We start from the raw sequence: 14,760 nt of genomic DNA, 5'->3' as shown, positions 1-14,760 counted from the left end.
GTTGGCGATCCAAAGACAGACCTCAACCATAGTCAGCCAACGACAGTTTTTGAAGTTTATTACCGTGATGATCGACATTCAGCGGATGGATAGAGCCCCCGCCTTGATGACACTTAATGTAGGAGCTGCCGAAGGCTGCGATCTTTTGATCTTGAACAAATCAACATCAAAAGATCGCAGCCTTCGGCAGCTCCTACAACGATCAGAGGTGCTCTTGCGCCCAGCTGCGGACTTCGGCGTAGGGATATTCTTCCAATACCGCAAACCCGGGAATCGCACGCGCCTTGAGCTTGGTGAACAGCGGCACGCTGATCCCGCACAGAAACCTCGTCAGCCGCTCAGCCGTTGGAATCACCCCAGTGTGCTGCTCGTGCCTGTGGATAAAATCGCCACATAACGCCGCAAAGTTTTTATCCACAAGCGCTGGCAACTCCGGTGGCGCCGGCAACCGCGCAACCTGGCCGTGACACACTGAACAATGCCCACACTGCTCGGGCGCATTGTGATCACCGAAATACTCGGCCAAGCGATAGCCCAGGCAGCGCTCGCTGGCGAAGACTTCAAGCATCGTGTGGATGCGCGCCACTTCGGCCTGCTCATGCCGGGTGAAATAGTCATGCAACTCAGCGCTCAGGGCATCGCTGTCAAAGTCACTATTCAGCAGGCTATAGACCTCGGTCATCTGCTTGCTTTCCAGCTCGACCCAGCCCTTCTCCTGAAAATAATCCAGCGCCTTCACCACTCGATTGCGCTCGGCGGAATACTGCGAGTACATCGCCTCGAAATTCACCGTGGCCCAGGTGCGTGCGCGCGCCGAGGTCTGAATGATCGCAGCGACGAAATCCCTGCGTTCACCTTCGAAGCGCTCAAGCAGCGCTTCGGGTTCCAGCAGGTATTTGAAACGGTATTCGGCGTAGTAGGCGTAGCGCGGCGCGATCAAGCCGCGCAGTTCCAGTTGCACCAGCAATGTCTTCAGCGGAAGTGAGCGAATATTGCTCTGATCCGCCAATGGCCCAAGCAGAAACTCCCACTGCCCGTCCGGCACCGAGGCCTTCAGTTCGTCGAGCACATAACGAATGCCGTCACGCTCCGGCGTATCACCGTAGACGAAATTTTCCAGCACATTGAGGCTGTCGCGATTGGCTAATACCAGACAGTCCGACGGCTGCCCGTCACGCCCGGCGCGGCCGATTTCCTGGCTGTAGTTTTCGATGGATTTCGGCAGGTCGAAGTGCACGACATTGCGGATGTCACTTTTGTCGATGCCCATGCCGAACGCGATGGTCGCGACGATGCAATTGGATTGCCCGGCCATGAAGCGTTTCTGGATAGCTTCGCGTTTGTCGTGGGCTAAACCGGCGTGATACGCCTCGGCCTGAATGTCGTTGCGCTCAAGGTGTTCGGCGATGTGCTCAGCAGTCTTCTGCAAGGTCACATAGACGATACTTGGCTGCCCCGGCCGCTCGGCCATCCACTCCACCAGACGCCGGCGCTTGTCCTGGCCACGTACCGGTTCCACCAGTAGATTGAGGTTGGGCCGATAGAAACCGGTGGTCACCACATCGTCAGCGGCGATAGCGAATTTGGCCTGCATGTCGGCGATGACTTTAGGCGTTGCGGTGGCTGTCAGCAGCAAAGTTTGCGGGATGTTGAACTGGCGCTGATAGTCCGGCAGCTTCAGGTAGTCGGGGCGGAAGTTGTGGCCCCACTCCGAGATGCAATGCGCCTCGTCCACCACCAGTAACGAGATCGGCACCTGCTGCAGAAAGTTGCGGAAGCGCTCGTTTTTCAAGCGCTCCACCGAGATCATCAGAATCTTCAATTCACCCGAACGGGCGCGAGCCATCACGTCATTGGCATCATCGCGACTCTGCGCCGAATCGATGCTGCCCGCCGAGATACCGTGACGTTGTAAAAAGGCCAGTTGATCCTGCATCAACGCCAGCAACGGCGAGACCACCAACGTCAGATGCGGCAGCATCAGCGCCGGCAATTGATAGCAAATCGACTTGCCGGAACCGGTGGGGAAAATCGCCGCCGCCGAGCGCCCGGCCAGCACCGCACTGATCGCGGTTTCTTGACCGGGTCGAAACTGTGGAAAACCAAAAACCTGTTCCAGGGTGTTGTGCATTCGCTGTCACTCCATTGACTGCTGCCATGCCAACAGCCTAGCGGGCGATCGCAGCGAGTCGAGAAAAGGTCGGGGCCAAATCGATTCGGAATGATACAGCGGATGTCACGAACACCGTGGCACTCTGTGGGAGCGAGCCTGCTCGCGAAGAGGCCAGTCGCCACATCACAAAGCTTAAAAAATCAGGGACGCAACACCGCCACCCGCAACTGCTCATTCAGCATCTGCTCATGCACGCCCTGACTTTTGCTCGCCCACAACGCATGGGCCGGGCTGATGTCGCCGGTAAACGCTGCCGCCAACTGACGCAAGTCAGCGACGCTGCGCACACGCGGGCAAAACGGTTGCTCATCACAGTTCTGGCTGGCGTTGCGATAGGTGCTCAGCAATCCCTCCCAGAGGCCGTCGCGCACGTGGCGAATCGACTTCAGTTGCACGTGGGGCACACCGAGTCGCTGCTCAAGCCCTTCCTCATCCAGCGCCTCGCTGGCCAGCAGGGCTTTAGCGAACATCAACACCTCACCGCGTGAAGCCGTGTCCATGTTCGCCTGGCTGATAAGGGCCTCCGGCCAGTCGGTACGATCGAGACGATCCAGCACCCATGCATTGCCAACTTCAGAGGCCATGGCCAAACGGCAAGTGCCCAGCCCGAGCAATAAAATTGCGGCCATTCGTAGCCAGTGCATACCTAATTCCCTTTAAGCGCGTGTCAGACGTTTGGAAACGCCCTACATATTCTGGCGCGCACGATACAGCGGTTTACTGCGAATCGCCTGACAATCACGTAGGAATTATTACGCCTAAGGGTTTTGGCCTGAAAAAGCTGCGAAAACACGTAGGGCATTTCCTCAAAACACGGAAAAACCCCTACGAATACTGTCCATTGCAGCTGTCTTGTCCCACAGAGAAACGCCCTTCTATAGTGGCCGGCGCGGCTGCAAACCCGCTGCCGGCCCGCCCCAGCGCCTTCGAACAGGACACGCCTCACCATGATCAACCGCTATCGCCCCCTCAAGACCTGCTACAGCGAAAACCCGGTACTGCTTATCGACAGCCACTCAAGCCAGACGGATCTGATCAATGCCGCCGATCAGCGTTTACGGGCGGCCGGGGATTTGCTGGAAACGCTCTACTGCTTATGTTTCAAGCAGGCTGACGTGAAAGATATTCCCAACATCGTCAATGCACTTTATCTGTTGGTGCAGGATGGCTGCGACTTACTTGAAGTTGCCAAACAAAAACCACCGCAAACAACATACAACTGAACCACACTACAAATACGGAAACACCACCACGCTTTATTTATACATGCAACTGACACTAACTTGTTCGCTCTTACAACTAAACGAGAGCAACACCATGACAGTTTTAACCATATTTTTTTGCGGCACCGGATCCAACAAGTTTGACACTACCCATGAAAACTTCTGGGACGGCGAACTGGTTTCCACACTGGCATCCAACCATACCGGCCGGGAATTCGCCGAGTGGATCGTGGTCGACGGACCTGGCAGTGGCAACCTGCAAGCCGACGACCTGTTCACCAAGACCGAGGAGTACGGTCTTACCGGCACGCTGTTTGGCAAAGGCTGGGAGGAAAACGTGCGGCATGCCATCAATATCATCAAGGGCAAATGCGACTGGCAGCGCGAACAACTCACCGAGGCCGAATACAACCGCCTTAAAGCGGCTGGCATTCCTATTGAGGATGTAAAAATCGAAGGTTCGTGGCTCTGGCGTAAATATAATTATGGCGATCGCTGCGTGACCCAACAGAAGTTACAGGAGCAGATCATCAAGACGTTTCGCAAGGATGGCGTTATTCCCACTCAGGTCAATCTGGTGGGCTGGAGTCGCGGCGGCATAAGTTGCCACATGCTGGCCAATGCGATGTTAAATGATCGAGAGCTGAACAATATTCCGGTGAATATATTTGCTCTTGATCCAGTACCGGGAATCGGCAACTTCCAGGATCAGCGCGTAAAACTTGGCGCCAACGTCAAAGAATATGTTGCGTTCTATGCCCGTGATGAACGTTCTAAAGGTTTCAGCTGTGTGATCCCGCAGACCGCCACCGGCACCAAAACCAGCGTCTACCCCATGGCCGGCCGCCACGCGACCATGGCCGGCAACGCCACAGCTGACGGTGGCGTGCCCACCAGCAGCGGCGACCTGAAAACGCTGGTCGAGCCTGGCCGCATCGTTCGCCACCTCGCCGAAACCTGCCTCAAGCGCTGGGGCGTGCAACTGAACAAAACCCTGAACCTGAGCGAAACAGATCTGCTGCGCCTGACTGGCGCCATCGTCGCCGACGAATCGCGCTACAAGCAGATGCACAGCGTTTCCTACACCTACTTCACCGAACTGGATCAAGGTGAGCGCTATGTTTCGCTGGGTAGCAAAGGCGTGCCGTTTTCGGCGGTGAAGGGTTCGATCTACGCGCCGGCAACGGGGCTGACGACGAGTTTGTTGGATGTTTCTGCGTATAAACACCTGCGTTGAAAAAAGATGAAGCGTTGGTAGGAACGTCTGATGAAATCTTCGTCCCGTTCCTACGCAACCAGACGCTTTGTCGCCTATCGCCACTTGAGGGCGCGAACCTATAGTCGTGGCTGTCGCTAAGCAATCAGCGGCTCAGGTTTGGTCACCTGAAAACAGAGATAACTGATGCATGCCCTTGTATGCTGCCAGCACATTCTGTCGGCACGCTTTTTATGGCGGCTGTGTTTGGGACGCTTCGGCGTACCGGGTTATCTCTGCCGGTTTGACCAACTTGAACACAGCCCGCCTCCACCGCTTGGTCACGGTAGCAGCGGTTTTTCGATACCTTCAGAGATATCTAAAATGAAAACATGGAATCAGTTTCTTACCGAACGCTACCGCCCACTAGAATCCAATCTCACAGACACCAAGCCTCTGCTCATCGACACCGAGGCTAATCCCCAAGACATCCTCGAATGCGCCGTCCAGCGCCTGCGCGCTTCAAGCGACCTGCTACGCACCCTCTATTGCCTCAATTTCAAACAAGCCGACGTCGAAGACATCCCCCACATCACCCACGCCCTCTATCTGCTGACGCAGGACGGCTGCGACCTGCTGCAGGTTGCGCAGCAGCGGATGCTCAACTGGAAGGCTCCAGCCTGAAATCGAGTGATCGTATCGCTCTTATGCACTCTGTGAGAGCGATCAAAAAACGGTAATCAACCATGGGAGCAACCATAAGCAAACTCTTTGATGAGCTGATGGAAAGCGTGCGAGAAATGGACGAAATTCTGCGTGGTGAATGTGCACCATCGCGTATATCCAAGGCTGGCAAAATGATTCAAAAAAACCAACAGACTCTCGATGAACAGCCTCGCTTTAAGGATCGAAAATCCCGACCTATCACTCCACACGATTGCGCTACACTGGAGTCCTGCACCAAGAGGCCTATGAAATGAGCGAATTGACGTTCCAGCAGAAGCAGGCTTATTACGACAAAGTACGCCGGTCAAACTATCTGGCGAGCTTACGTCTGGAAGGTTTCGATACCAGCCGTGCCGATGCCGAGAAACCGCTTCCATCAAGGGAATCGGTCATTGAAAAATATCGTCAGACTGCACGTTAATGACGGACAAATATGGGGTCGGACAAGACCCCTATTGCTACCCTCATAGTGATGTTCTGCGTAACTTGCTCGACATCCATTCTGAAGAAGAACTGCAAAAAGCAGAGCGAGAGCTCTCGGAAATCGCGATCAGTCGATTTCGTCTTCTCCCCCCTCCTTATGATTTAAGTGTCCTGCAGCACGCCCATAAAACTCTTTTTTGCGATGTTTACGATTGGGCCGGGCAGTTGCGTACCGTTAACATCAAAAAGGGACAAACATTTTTCTGCACTGCAGAGCGAATTCTTCCAGAAGCGCAAAAAATCTTTAGCGTGATGGAGCGCTCGGCGTGGTTCGCGGGAATGGGCAAACCAGAACTTGTGGTGAACATCGCTGAGGCTTATGGCGATTTGAATGTCATCCATCCTTTTCGCGAAGGTAATGGCCGAGCGCAACGCCTATTATTTGAACAAATCATTATTAACGCAGGCTTCCCAGTCGATTGGTGGCTGGTTAAAGATGACGCTTGGGTCCCAGCAAACATTGATGCTGTGTCATGTGATTATCGGGGGCTAGTGGCGATCTTTGACCGCTGCATTGGCGAAAAGCTGGCTCTTTAAGTGGCAGTATTCTGGTAGTTAAGGCCATTTTCTGCGGGAATATTGCCAGTTAGTCTTGTTTTCGCCCACAAAAAAGCCGCCCCTAAAGGCGGCTTTTTCATTCACAACAAACCAATCTTACAACTTAGGCCCTGCAGCCTTGATCGCGTCGCTTACTTCGAACTTCTTGAAGTTCTCGATGAACAGACCGGCCAGTGCTTTCGCAGCCTCGTCGTACGCAGCCTTGTCAGCCCAGGTGTTGCGCGGGTTGAGCAGGTTGGTTTCAACGCCCGGTACGGCCAGTGGCACGTCGAGGTTGATAGTGTCGAGGTGTTCAGTGGCTGCACCGATCAGCGCGCCGCTCTGGATCGCTGCGATCACTGCGCGGGTGGTCGGGATGTTGAAGCGTTTGCCGACGCCGTAGCCGCCGCCGGTCCAGCCGGTGTTGACCAGGTAGACCTTGGAGCCGAAGCCGCGGATGCGCTTGATCAGCAGTTCGGCGTATTCGCCAGCCGGACGCGGGAAGAACGGTGCGCCGAAGCAGGTGGAGAAGGTCGACTTGATGCCGCTGCCCGAACCCATTTCAGTCGAGCCCACCAGCGCGGTGTAGCCGGACAGGAAGTGGTAGGCCGCTTGTTCTTCGTTGAGGATCGACACTGGCGGCAGTACGCCGGTCAGGTCGCAGGTCAGGAAGATTACAGCGTTTGGCTCGCCACCAAGGTTGTGCTCGGAACGCTTGGCTACGTGCTCCAGCGGGTACGCGGCGCGGCTGTTCTGGGTCAGGCTGACATCGGCGTAGTCGGCGTGCTTGGCGTCGTCGATCACGACGTTTTCCAGCACCGCGCCGTGCTTGATGGCTTTCCAGATAACCGGCTCGTTCTTCTCGGAGAGGTCAATGCACTTGGCATAGCAACCGCCTTCGATGTTGAACACCACGCCTTCACCCCAGCCGTGTTCGTCGTCACCGATCAGGTAACGGCTTTCGTCGGCCGACAGGGTGGTTTTACCGGTGCCCGACAGACCGAAGAACAGGGTCACGTCGCCTTCTTCGCCGATGTTGGCAGCGCAGTGCATTGGCAGCACGTCAGCGGCCGGCAGCAGGAAGTTCTGCACGGAGAACATGGCTTTCTTCATCTCACCGGCGTAACGCATACCGGCGATCAACACTTTCTTCTGTGCGAAGTTGAGGATCACGCAACCGTCGGAGTTGGTGCCGTCACGCTCAGGCACGCACTCGAAGTTGGCCACGTTGAGCACTTGCCACTCTTCACGACCGGCCGGGTTGTACTGGGCCGGGTTAATGAACAGGCAACGACCGAACAGATTCTGCCAGGCAGTCTGGGTGGTCATTTTCACGGCCAGGTAGTGATCTTCCGCCGCGCCTACATGCACGTGGGACACAAAGTGCTCTTGCGCGTTGTTGAATGCTTCTACACGAGCCCACAGCGCGTCGAACTTGTCGGCCGGGAACTTGCGGTTGATCGGGCCCCAGGCAATAGCGGCCTGGGTGGAAGGCTCTTCAACGATGAAACGGTCAACAGGCGAACGACCGGTGCGGTGACCAGTGCGAACAACCAGAGCGCCGGTATCGGCAAGCTCGCCCTCACCGCGGTTCAGGGCTTCTTTTACCAGATCATCAACACTCAGATCGGTGTACACGGCGTTATTGGCTTGCGTCATGAGGTTCCCCGTCGGCCAGTGGCCGAGTGTGCTCCAAACGTTTTGTAGTAGAAAGTCGTGCACTACTACCGCGAAAAAAGTGGGCCGGATTATGCCAGAAAAGCCCAAAAAGAGTAGGGTCCTCCCGTCGTAACGGCGAAATTCCGTCGTTACGCAGTGAATTTACCTGCGCTGAACCGTTTTAGTGCCGGGTATCTGACGGCGTGTCGACGCCTGCGCCAGCGAACAATTGAGCAACATCCGTGGCATCGAACAGGTAACGCTCGTTACAGAACTGGCAATCAACCTCGATGTTGCCACCGTGCTCGACCACCAATTGCTGCGCATCTTCCAGACCCAGACTGACCAACGCATTGCCGGAGCGTTCCCGCGAGCAGCTGCAACGGAAGCGCAGTTTCTGCACATCGAACAGACGAACCTGCTCTTCGTGGTAGAGGCGATGCAGTACGGTTTCGTTGTCCAGGCTGAGCAATTCATCGGCGGTCAGGGTGGTGGCCAGTGCGGTGATGTGCTGCCAGCTGGCGGCGCGATCTTCTTCGTCTTTCAGACGATCAGCCGGCAGTTGCTGCAGCAGCAGGCCGCGAGCGCGACGACCGTCGGCAAACAGCTTGAAGCGGGTGCCGACCTGTTGCGACATGACGAAATAGTTGGTGAAGCAATCGGACAGGGTTTCGCCGTCGAGATCGACAATGCCCTGATAGCGCTGGCCGACAGTCGGGTCGACGGTCAACGCCAGAACGCCATTGGGCATCAGATCGGCGAGGGTAGCGTCCGCAGCAATCTGGTCAGCGTGATAACGCGCCAGACCACGGATGTCGCGCTCGCTGGAGCACTCGATCATCAGCATCGGGATCGGGCCTTCGGAACGCGCCTGCAGAATCAGCAAGCCGTCGAACTTCAAGGTGCCCACCAGCAACGAGGCCGCCGCCATCAATTCGCCGAGCAGTTGTGCAACCGGCTCCGGGTACGGGTGCTTGGCGAGGACTTCGGCGTAGCTGCGTTCAAGTGCGACCAGTTCGCCGCGTGTGTCGCTGTCATCAAAGATGAAACGTTGGGTGAAATCGGTATCCGGTAGGTCGGTCATAATTTTGGGTATCTGAATGTGGTGACAAAATGGTTACAAGACGTGAAAATTTGCACTTCTTGGCACTCTTTTTGGTGCCGACTGCTCTGCCATGGGAGGCATTTTATGAACAATCCGGGTTTGTTCCAATCAAGGTGGAACCTCGGCCGGCTGGTTCTGTGCAACATAGTGCCATTAGCGCTACTGGCTTTCTGGTTATGGCCTACGGGCAACTCGCTGTGTGTGATTTTCGACGAGTGGCTGTTTCGCTCACTCAATGCACCGCTGGCCAGCAACCCCATATGGCTCCACATCTGGGCAATTGCAAGTATGCGTCCGTTCGACATCGTCGTGGGCTTGATCCTGCTGACGCTGCTGATCAAGGGCGACTGGGTGTTCAAGGCGATTGACGTGCGCCGGGCTTTTTTCGGTTTTCTTTCGATCCTGCTATTGATGGTGGTGATTCGCGCACTGTTTTCCAAGTTCGCCGACCATATGGATTGGCAGCACAGCAGCCCGTCGATGATGCTTGAGGGAGCTGTGCACATCAGCGATTACTTCCCGAATCTGGAAAAAACCTGGGAAGTGAAGGATCGCTCGAGCCAGAGCTTTCCCGGTGACCACGCTTCGGTGTTGTTGATCTGGGCGCTGTTCATGGGCGTGTTCAGCCGTACGGCCGGCCAGTTCGTGACGATCTGGGGCCTGGCGCTGTTGTTCATGCTGCCGCGCCTGGTGGCCGGTGCGCATTGGGGTCAGGACGATTACATCGGCGGTGTGCTACTCGCGGTGTGGGCGTTGGGCTGGGGTTACTACACGCCGTTTGCATATCACGCCTCGAACTTCTGGCTGAAGGTGACGGCGCCGATCTTTGTGTTGCTGGGCAAGTTGCCGCTGGTTGCGCGGATGAGTGTGGTGCGTAGCGCCTGATACCGAGCGGTCTTCGGCGAGGGCTGCGCCCTCGATTCGCGAGCAGGCTTGCTCCCACATTATCCTGTGGAAGTGAGCCTGCTCGCGAAGAGGCCAGCAGCAACAACGCGATTATTCGTCGTTACTACTGCCGCGAAACTTGAACAAATCCCGCCGCTGCTTCTTGCTCGGTTTGCCGTCGGTGCTCACGCCCAACGCCCCCGCCTTGCGCATTGCCGCAGCCGCTTCACGTTTGGCAATACTCGCCTCGGTCTCCGCATACAACGTCTGCGCTTCGGGTGCGCCGCGTCGAACAATCGACAACGCCTCGACCTTCACCGTACGCACTTCAAAGCCGGTACGAATCTCGAACTCATCGCCGATGCGTGGCTCTTTGCCAGGCTTGCAGCGCTCGCCGCGACAATGCACCTTGCCACTCTCGATCGCTGCTTTGGCCAAGGCACGGGTTTTGTAAAAACGCGCGGCCCACAGCCACTTGTCGAGACGGACCTTGTCGTCCTCTTCGCTTTTTTGTGCCATGGCATTTCCTCATTCTGAAATATTGATGAACTGTACTACCGTTTCACTCATGTCATGAATGACCGCGTCCCGGATTACAATGCGCGCGTTTCGGCGCCTGCTTCCGGGGCCGGAAATCCGGGCTGTAGAAATCTGTCGCCTTTTAACCCTTATTCTGCGTGAATACCGCGAATCCGGCCTCGTGCGGGCTGAAGCGGTTGTCACGGTTGAGCATTTTTTTGAAGACATTTGACCATTTGACCGTTGTCGGTCTGCGCGAGTGGGTGGCGCTCCCGGATTTGGGAGTTGCGGGCCTGCGAGCAAAAATCGACACCGGCGCCAGCACCTCCAGCCTGCATGCCACCGACATCGAGCCGTTCGAACGCGACGGCGAGAAGTGGGTGCGATTCACTGCGCACCTGGGCACGGTGGTGCAGTTGCGCCACCGCCGCTGCGAAGCCCCTCTGGTAACACGCAAAACCATCAAAAGCTCCAACGGCCATGCGCAGGTGCGCTACGTCATCAGCACTACCCTGGCCCTCGGTGATCGGGTCTGGCCGGTCGAGTTCACGCTCGCCTGCCGCAAGTCCATGCGCTATCGCCTGTTGCTCGGTTCCAAAGCCCTGATCGATGGCCAGTTGGTGGTCAATCCGGGCATCAAATATGTACAAGACAAGCCGGTGTTCCCGGTATCTACCTCTTCCACAGGTGTTGCATGAAGATCGCTGTGCTGTCGCGGAACCCGCGTCTGTATTCCACCCGCCGTCTGGTCGAAGCCGGAACCGAGCGCGGGCATGAAATGGTAGTGATCGACACCCTGCGCGCCTACATGAACATCGCCAGCCACAAGCCGCAGATCCACTATCGCGGCAAACCGCTGGAAGGCTTCGATGCGGTGATCCCGCGGATCGGTGCGTCGGTGACGTTTTATGGTTGCGCGGTGTTGCGCCAGTTCGAAATGATGGGGGTATTTCCGCTCAACGAGTCGGTGGCCATCGCCCGTTCGCGGGACAAGCTGCGTTCGCTGCAACTGCTGTCGCGGCGCGGCATCGGTCTGCCGGTGACGGGTTTTGCTCACTCGCCGGATGACATTCCCGATCTGATCGACATGGTCAACGGCGCACCGCTGGTGATCAAGGTGCTGGAAGGCACGCAGGGCATCGGCGTGGTGCTGTGCGAAACCGCCACGGCCGCAGAATCGGTGATCGAGGCGTTCATGGGCCTGAAGCAGAACATCATGGTTCAGGAGTACATCAAGGAAGCGGGCGGTGCGGATATTCGTTGCTTCGTGGTCGGTGACAAAGTGATCGCGGCGATGAAGCGTCAGGCCAAACCGGGTGAGTTCCGCTCCAATCTGCATCGCGGCGGCAGCGCCAGCCTGATCAAAATCACCCCGGAAGAACGCATGACCGCGTTGCGCGCGGCCAAGGTCATGGGCCTGGCAGTGGCGGGTGTGGATATCCTGCGTTCCAATCACGGGCCGTTGGTGATGGAAGTGAATTCGTCGCCGGGGCTGGAAGGGATCGAGACCACCACCGGCAAGAATGTGGCGGGGATCATCATTGAGCATCTTGAGAAGAATGGCGGGCCGAATATGACTCGCACCAAAGGCAAGGGCTAAAAGCGAGCCCCTCACCCTAGCCCTCTCCCGAAGGGAGAGGGGACTGATTGGGGGATGCTTAAAAGATACGCCGACCTGATCCTGCTGTGCCGAATCCACAATCGCCCCAGTCTTTCAGGTCGATGTATGACGCCAGACACCTCGGTCGGCTCCCTCTCCCTCTGGGAGAGGGGCCGATTGGGGGATGATTAAGAGATACGCCGACTTGATCTTGCTGTACCGGATCCATAATCGACTCAGTCTTTCAGGTCGATGTATGACGCAAAACACCTCGGTCAGCTCCCTCTCCCTCTGGGAGAGGGCTGGGGTGAGGGGCTTTTGACCTACACAGCATCTCGCGGCAGCAACAATCCCAAAGGCAACCTCACCCGCGCTTCCAGTCCACCACCGGACCGGTTACGCAATTCAACATTACCGCCATGCATCGAAGCAATCCGCTTCACGATCGCCAAGCCCAAGCCAGTGCCCTTCCCGCCCCGCGCACGATCACCACGGGTAAACGGATTGAAGATCGCCTCCAGCTCCGAAGGGTCAATCCCCGCACCTCGGTCCATCACGCTCAGCACCACATACGGCGCACTGACGTCCCCGGACACATAAGCGGCGACCTCAACGTGACCACCGGCATGGTTCAAGGCGTTGCCGATCAGGTTGTTCAGCAAGCGTTTCATCGATACCCGACGCAGCGGAAACGGCTGGATCGGCTCCAGACGCAAACGCACTTTCTCTTCATTCTGGTTGTACGGTGCTGCAACCTCGCGCACCAGATCAGTCAGATCCACTTCTTCCACCGACTCGTCACGACCGTCGCGGATGAACGCGAGGAACTGGTCGAGAATCGCGTCCATGTCTTCAATGTCGCGCACCATGTCGTCGGTCAGGTCATTGCGATCGCCCATCAACTCCAGCGAAAGCCGCAACCGGGTCAGCGGAGTGCGCAAATCATGGGACACACCGGCGAGCATCAACTCACGCTCGCGCCCGGCCTGCTCGACGTCTTCGGCCATCTGGTTGAAGGCGCGATACACCTCGGTCATCTCGCTCGGCGTATCGCTGATCGGCAGACGTACGCTGCGACCCTGACCGAGTTGCCGGGCAGCATAGACCAGGCGTTTCAATGGCTGGTTGAGCTGGCTGACGAAAATCCACGCCGATGCCGTCGACAGCAAGCCGATGGCAAGGAACCAGCCAAGCACGTTCCAGATTTTCTGGCCGCGCAACGGGTGCGGATACAACGGCACCTTGAGCCAACCGTCACCGAGGCTCGGTGCGCGCACCCACAACGCTGGCGGTGAATGCATGCGCAAGCGCACTTCGGTGTCGGCACCCAGTTCCGCCTGCATCTGCCGCTGGTAGATTTCGCTGTACGGCCAGTGCTGTTCGCCTTCCGGCACACCGGCGCCCACGACCCGAATCAGGGTGGCGGCATCAGCGATCTTCGCGCGGTTTTCTTCATCGGCAGCCCAATAGGCTCGCAGCGTCAGGGCGACGCCGTGGCTGTATTGGCGATCCACCAGCACGTCCTCGTTCATCAACAGATAAACCAGGGTCAGCGCCTTGGAAAACAGCACGACGATAAGCACCAGCCAGAGGGTGCGAGAGAAAAAACTTTGGGGGAACCAGACAGGGGTTTTCATCTATAACCGCTACACACTTGCAGGAGCGAGCAATGCTCGCATATTGCGGATTGCGAGTCTGCGGGCCTGGCCGTTCGACCAAAACCTGCAGACTCGCTCCTACAAATCGCCGATCACTTGGTGGCGGCGCCATCCGGTACAAACACGTAGCCCACGCCCCAGACGGTCTGGATGTAGCGCGGCTTCGATGGATCCGGCTCGATCATGCGGCGCAGACGGGAAATCTGCACGTCGATGGAACGCTCGAGGGCATCCCACTCGCGGCCACGGGCCAGGTTCATCAACTTGTCGCGAGTCAGCGGCTGACGCGCGTTCATCACCAGAGCCTTGAGTACCGCAAACTCACCGGTGGTGAGCATGTGCACTTCGTCGCCGCGTTTCAGTTCGCGGGTGGCCAGCGACAAGACGTAATCACCGAACGTGACGTTTTCGTCTTCACTGCCCGGTGCGCCTGGTACCGGTGTGGCCTGACGACGCAACACGGCTTTGACGCGGGCCATCAGCTCATCCGGGTTGAACGGCTTGGCCAGATAATCGTCGGCGCCCAGTTCCAGGCCCTTGATGCGGCTCAACTCATCGCCCTTGGCGGTGAGCATGATGATCGGAATCTGGTTGTTCGCGCCACGCAGACGGCGGCAAGCGGTCAGACCGTCTTCGCCGGGCAGCATCAGGTCGAGGACGACCAGATTGAAAACTTCACGCGACAGCAAACGATCCATCTGTTCGGTGTTCGGTACGGTGCGGGCACGGTAGCCCTTGCTGACGAAAAAACGTTCCAGCAGGCTGCTCAGGCCCGGATCGTCGTCAACGATGAGAATTTTTTCGCCTTCAGCAGTTTGTGCAGTGCTGCTCATTGGATGCTCCTTTTAGCTCGGCGCGCATTATGGCGTAGCTGCCGTTATACGCACCGTGTGCATTGTTAGCAGATTTTTCCTTCACTGCCAGAAAACCGGGGTTTATGCCTACAGACTGCAACGCCCCCGAACGACAGAACGCTGGTTATAATGCGCGGCGTTTT

General features: G+C 57.1%; 15 protein-coding genes. 8 read left to right on the top strand and 7 right to left on the bottom strand.

The features are described from left to right. Window positions 1-202: 202 nt before the first annotated feature. On the bottom strand, window positions 203-2,131 hold the full coding sequence (locus ACM6JQ_RS26995; protein WP_095113941.1) for an ATP-dependent DNA helicase RecQ: 1,929 nt from the start codon (window positions 2,129-2,131) through the stop codon (window positions 203-205). A 182-nt stretch (window positions 2,132-2,313) separates the two neighbouring features. Further along, a complete protein-coding gene (locus ACM6JQ_RS26990) occupies window positions 2,314-2,817 on the bottom strand; it encodes a hypothetical protein (RefSeq protein WP_007917950.1) in 504 nt (167 codons plus the stop codon). Window positions 2,818-3,120: 303 nt separating this feature from the next. Here ACM6JQ_RS26990 and ACM6JQ_RS26985 point away from each other — a divergent pair, with 303 nt between their 5' ends. The 5 genes from ACM6JQ_RS26985 (at window position 3,121) to ACM6JQ_RS26965 (ending at window position 6,337) form a co-directional block, all read left to right on the top strand. After that, on the top strand, window positions 3,121-3,396 hold the full coding sequence (locus ACM6JQ_RS26985; RefSeq protein ID WP_007917948.1) for a hypothetical protein: 276 nt from the start codon (window positions 3,121-3,123) through the stop codon (window positions 3,394-3,396). A gap of 94 nt (window positions 3,397-3,490) precedes the next feature. Beyond that, on the top strand, window positions 3,491-4,633 hold the full coding sequence (locus tag ACM6JQ_RS26980; protein ID WP_095113940.1) for a hypothetical protein: 1,143 nt from the start codon (window positions 3,491-3,493) through the stop codon (window positions 4,631-4,633). A gap of 342 nt (window positions 4,634-4,975) precedes the next feature. Beyond that, window positions 4,976-5,275 (top strand): hypothetical protein, encoded by a 300-nt coding sequence (locus ACM6JQ_RS26975; protein WP_095113939.1) that lies wholly within the window; start codon window positions 4,976-4,978, stop codon window positions 5,273-5,275. A 292-nt stretch (window positions 5,276-5,567) separates the two neighbouring features. Then, complete coding sequence (locus ACM6JQ_RS26970; RefSeq protein ID WP_007917944.1) at window positions 5,568-5,738, top strand: YhfG family protein; 171 nt, start codon at window positions 5,568-5,570, stop codon at window positions 5,736-5,738. Further along, complete coding sequence (locus tag ACM6JQ_RS26965) at window positions 5,738-6,337, top strand: Fic/DOC family protein (RefSeq protein ID WP_126359108.1); 600 nt, start codon at window positions 5,738-5,740, stop codon at window positions 6,335-6,337. Before ACM6JQ_RS26970 ends, ACM6JQ_RS26965 begins: the two co-directional genes overlap by 1 nt. A 117-nt stretch (window positions 6,338-6,454) precedes the next feature. On the opposite strand, the gene ACM6JQ_RS26960 is transcribed toward ACM6JQ_RS26965, so the two are convergent. Beyond that, window positions 6,455-7,996: a phosphoenolpyruvate carboxykinase gene (locus ACM6JQ_RS26960; RefSeq protein ID WP_007917942.1), complete on the bottom strand. Its 1,542-nt coding sequence runs from the start codon at window positions 7,994-7,996 to the stop codon at window positions 6,455-6,457. 181 nt (window positions 7,997-8,177) lie between these two features. Then, window positions 8,178-9,080 (bottom strand): Hsp33 family molecular chaperone HslO, encoded by a 903-nt coding sequence (hslO, locus tag ACM6JQ_RS26955; protein ID WP_007917941.1) that lies wholly within the window; start codon window positions 9,078-9,080, stop codon window positions 8,178-8,180. Between the two features lie 105 nt (window positions 9,081-9,185). Between hslO and ACM6JQ_RS26950 the strand changes: the two genes are divergently transcribed. After that, complete coding sequence (locus ACM6JQ_RS26950; RefSeq protein WP_007917940.1) at window positions 9,186-9,986, top strand: phosphatase PAP2 family protein; 801 nt, start codon at window positions 9,186-9,188, stop codon at window positions 9,984-9,986. 111 nt (window positions 9,987-10,097) lie between these two features. On the opposite strand, the gene ACM6JQ_RS26945 is transcribed toward ACM6JQ_RS26950, so the two are convergent. Beyond that, a complete protein-coding gene (locus ACM6JQ_RS26945; RefSeq protein ID WP_007917939.1) occupies window positions 10,098-10,505 on the bottom strand; it encodes an RNA-binding S4 domain-containing protein in 408 nt (135 codons plus the stop codon). A gap of 236 nt (window positions 10,506-10,741) precedes the next feature. Between ACM6JQ_RS26945 and ACM6JQ_RS26940 the strand changes: the two genes are divergently transcribed. After that, window positions 10,742-11,203, top strand: a complete 462-nt coding sequence (locus ACM6JQ_RS26940) for an ATP-dependent zinc protease (RefSeq protein ID WP_171057267.1) — start codon at window positions 10,742-10,744, stop codon at window positions 11,201-11,203. After that, a complete protein-coding gene (gene rimK, locus ACM6JQ_RS26935) occupies window positions 11,200-12,105 on the top strand; it encodes a 30S ribosomal protein S6--L-glutamate ligase (RefSeq protein WP_007949201.1) in 906 nt (301 codons plus the stop codon). The genes ACM6JQ_RS26940 and rimK overlap by 4 nt, the downstream gene beginning before the upstream one ends. A gap of 323 nt (window positions 12,106-12,428) precedes the next feature. Here rimK and ACM6JQ_RS26930 read toward each other — a convergent pair whose 3' ends face one another. Continuing rightward, the gene (locus ACM6JQ_RS26930) at window positions 12,429-13,742 is read right to left on the bottom strand and encodes an ATP-binding protein (protein ID WP_095113937.1); all 1,314 of its coding nucleotides are present in this window, start codon (window positions 13,740-13,742) and stop codon (window positions 12,429-12,431) included. A 113-nt stretch (window positions 13,743-13,855) separates the two neighbouring features. Further along, a complete protein-coding gene (ompR, locus tag ACM6JQ_RS26925) occupies window positions 13,856-14,596 on the bottom strand; it encodes a two-component system response regulator OmpR (RefSeq protein WP_007917928.1) in 741 nt (246 codons plus the stop codon). Window positions 14,597-14,760: the final 164 nt, after the last annotated feature.

This window comes from Pseudomonas sp. IT-232MI5 (genome assembly GCF_949767845.1).
Classification (GTDB): Bacteria; Pseudomonadota; Gammaproteobacteria; order Pseudomonadales; family Pseudomonadaceae; genus Aquipseudomonas.
Note: the sequence above shows the minus strand (reverse complement) of the source record. Positions and strands in the feature narration are given on the sequence as shown.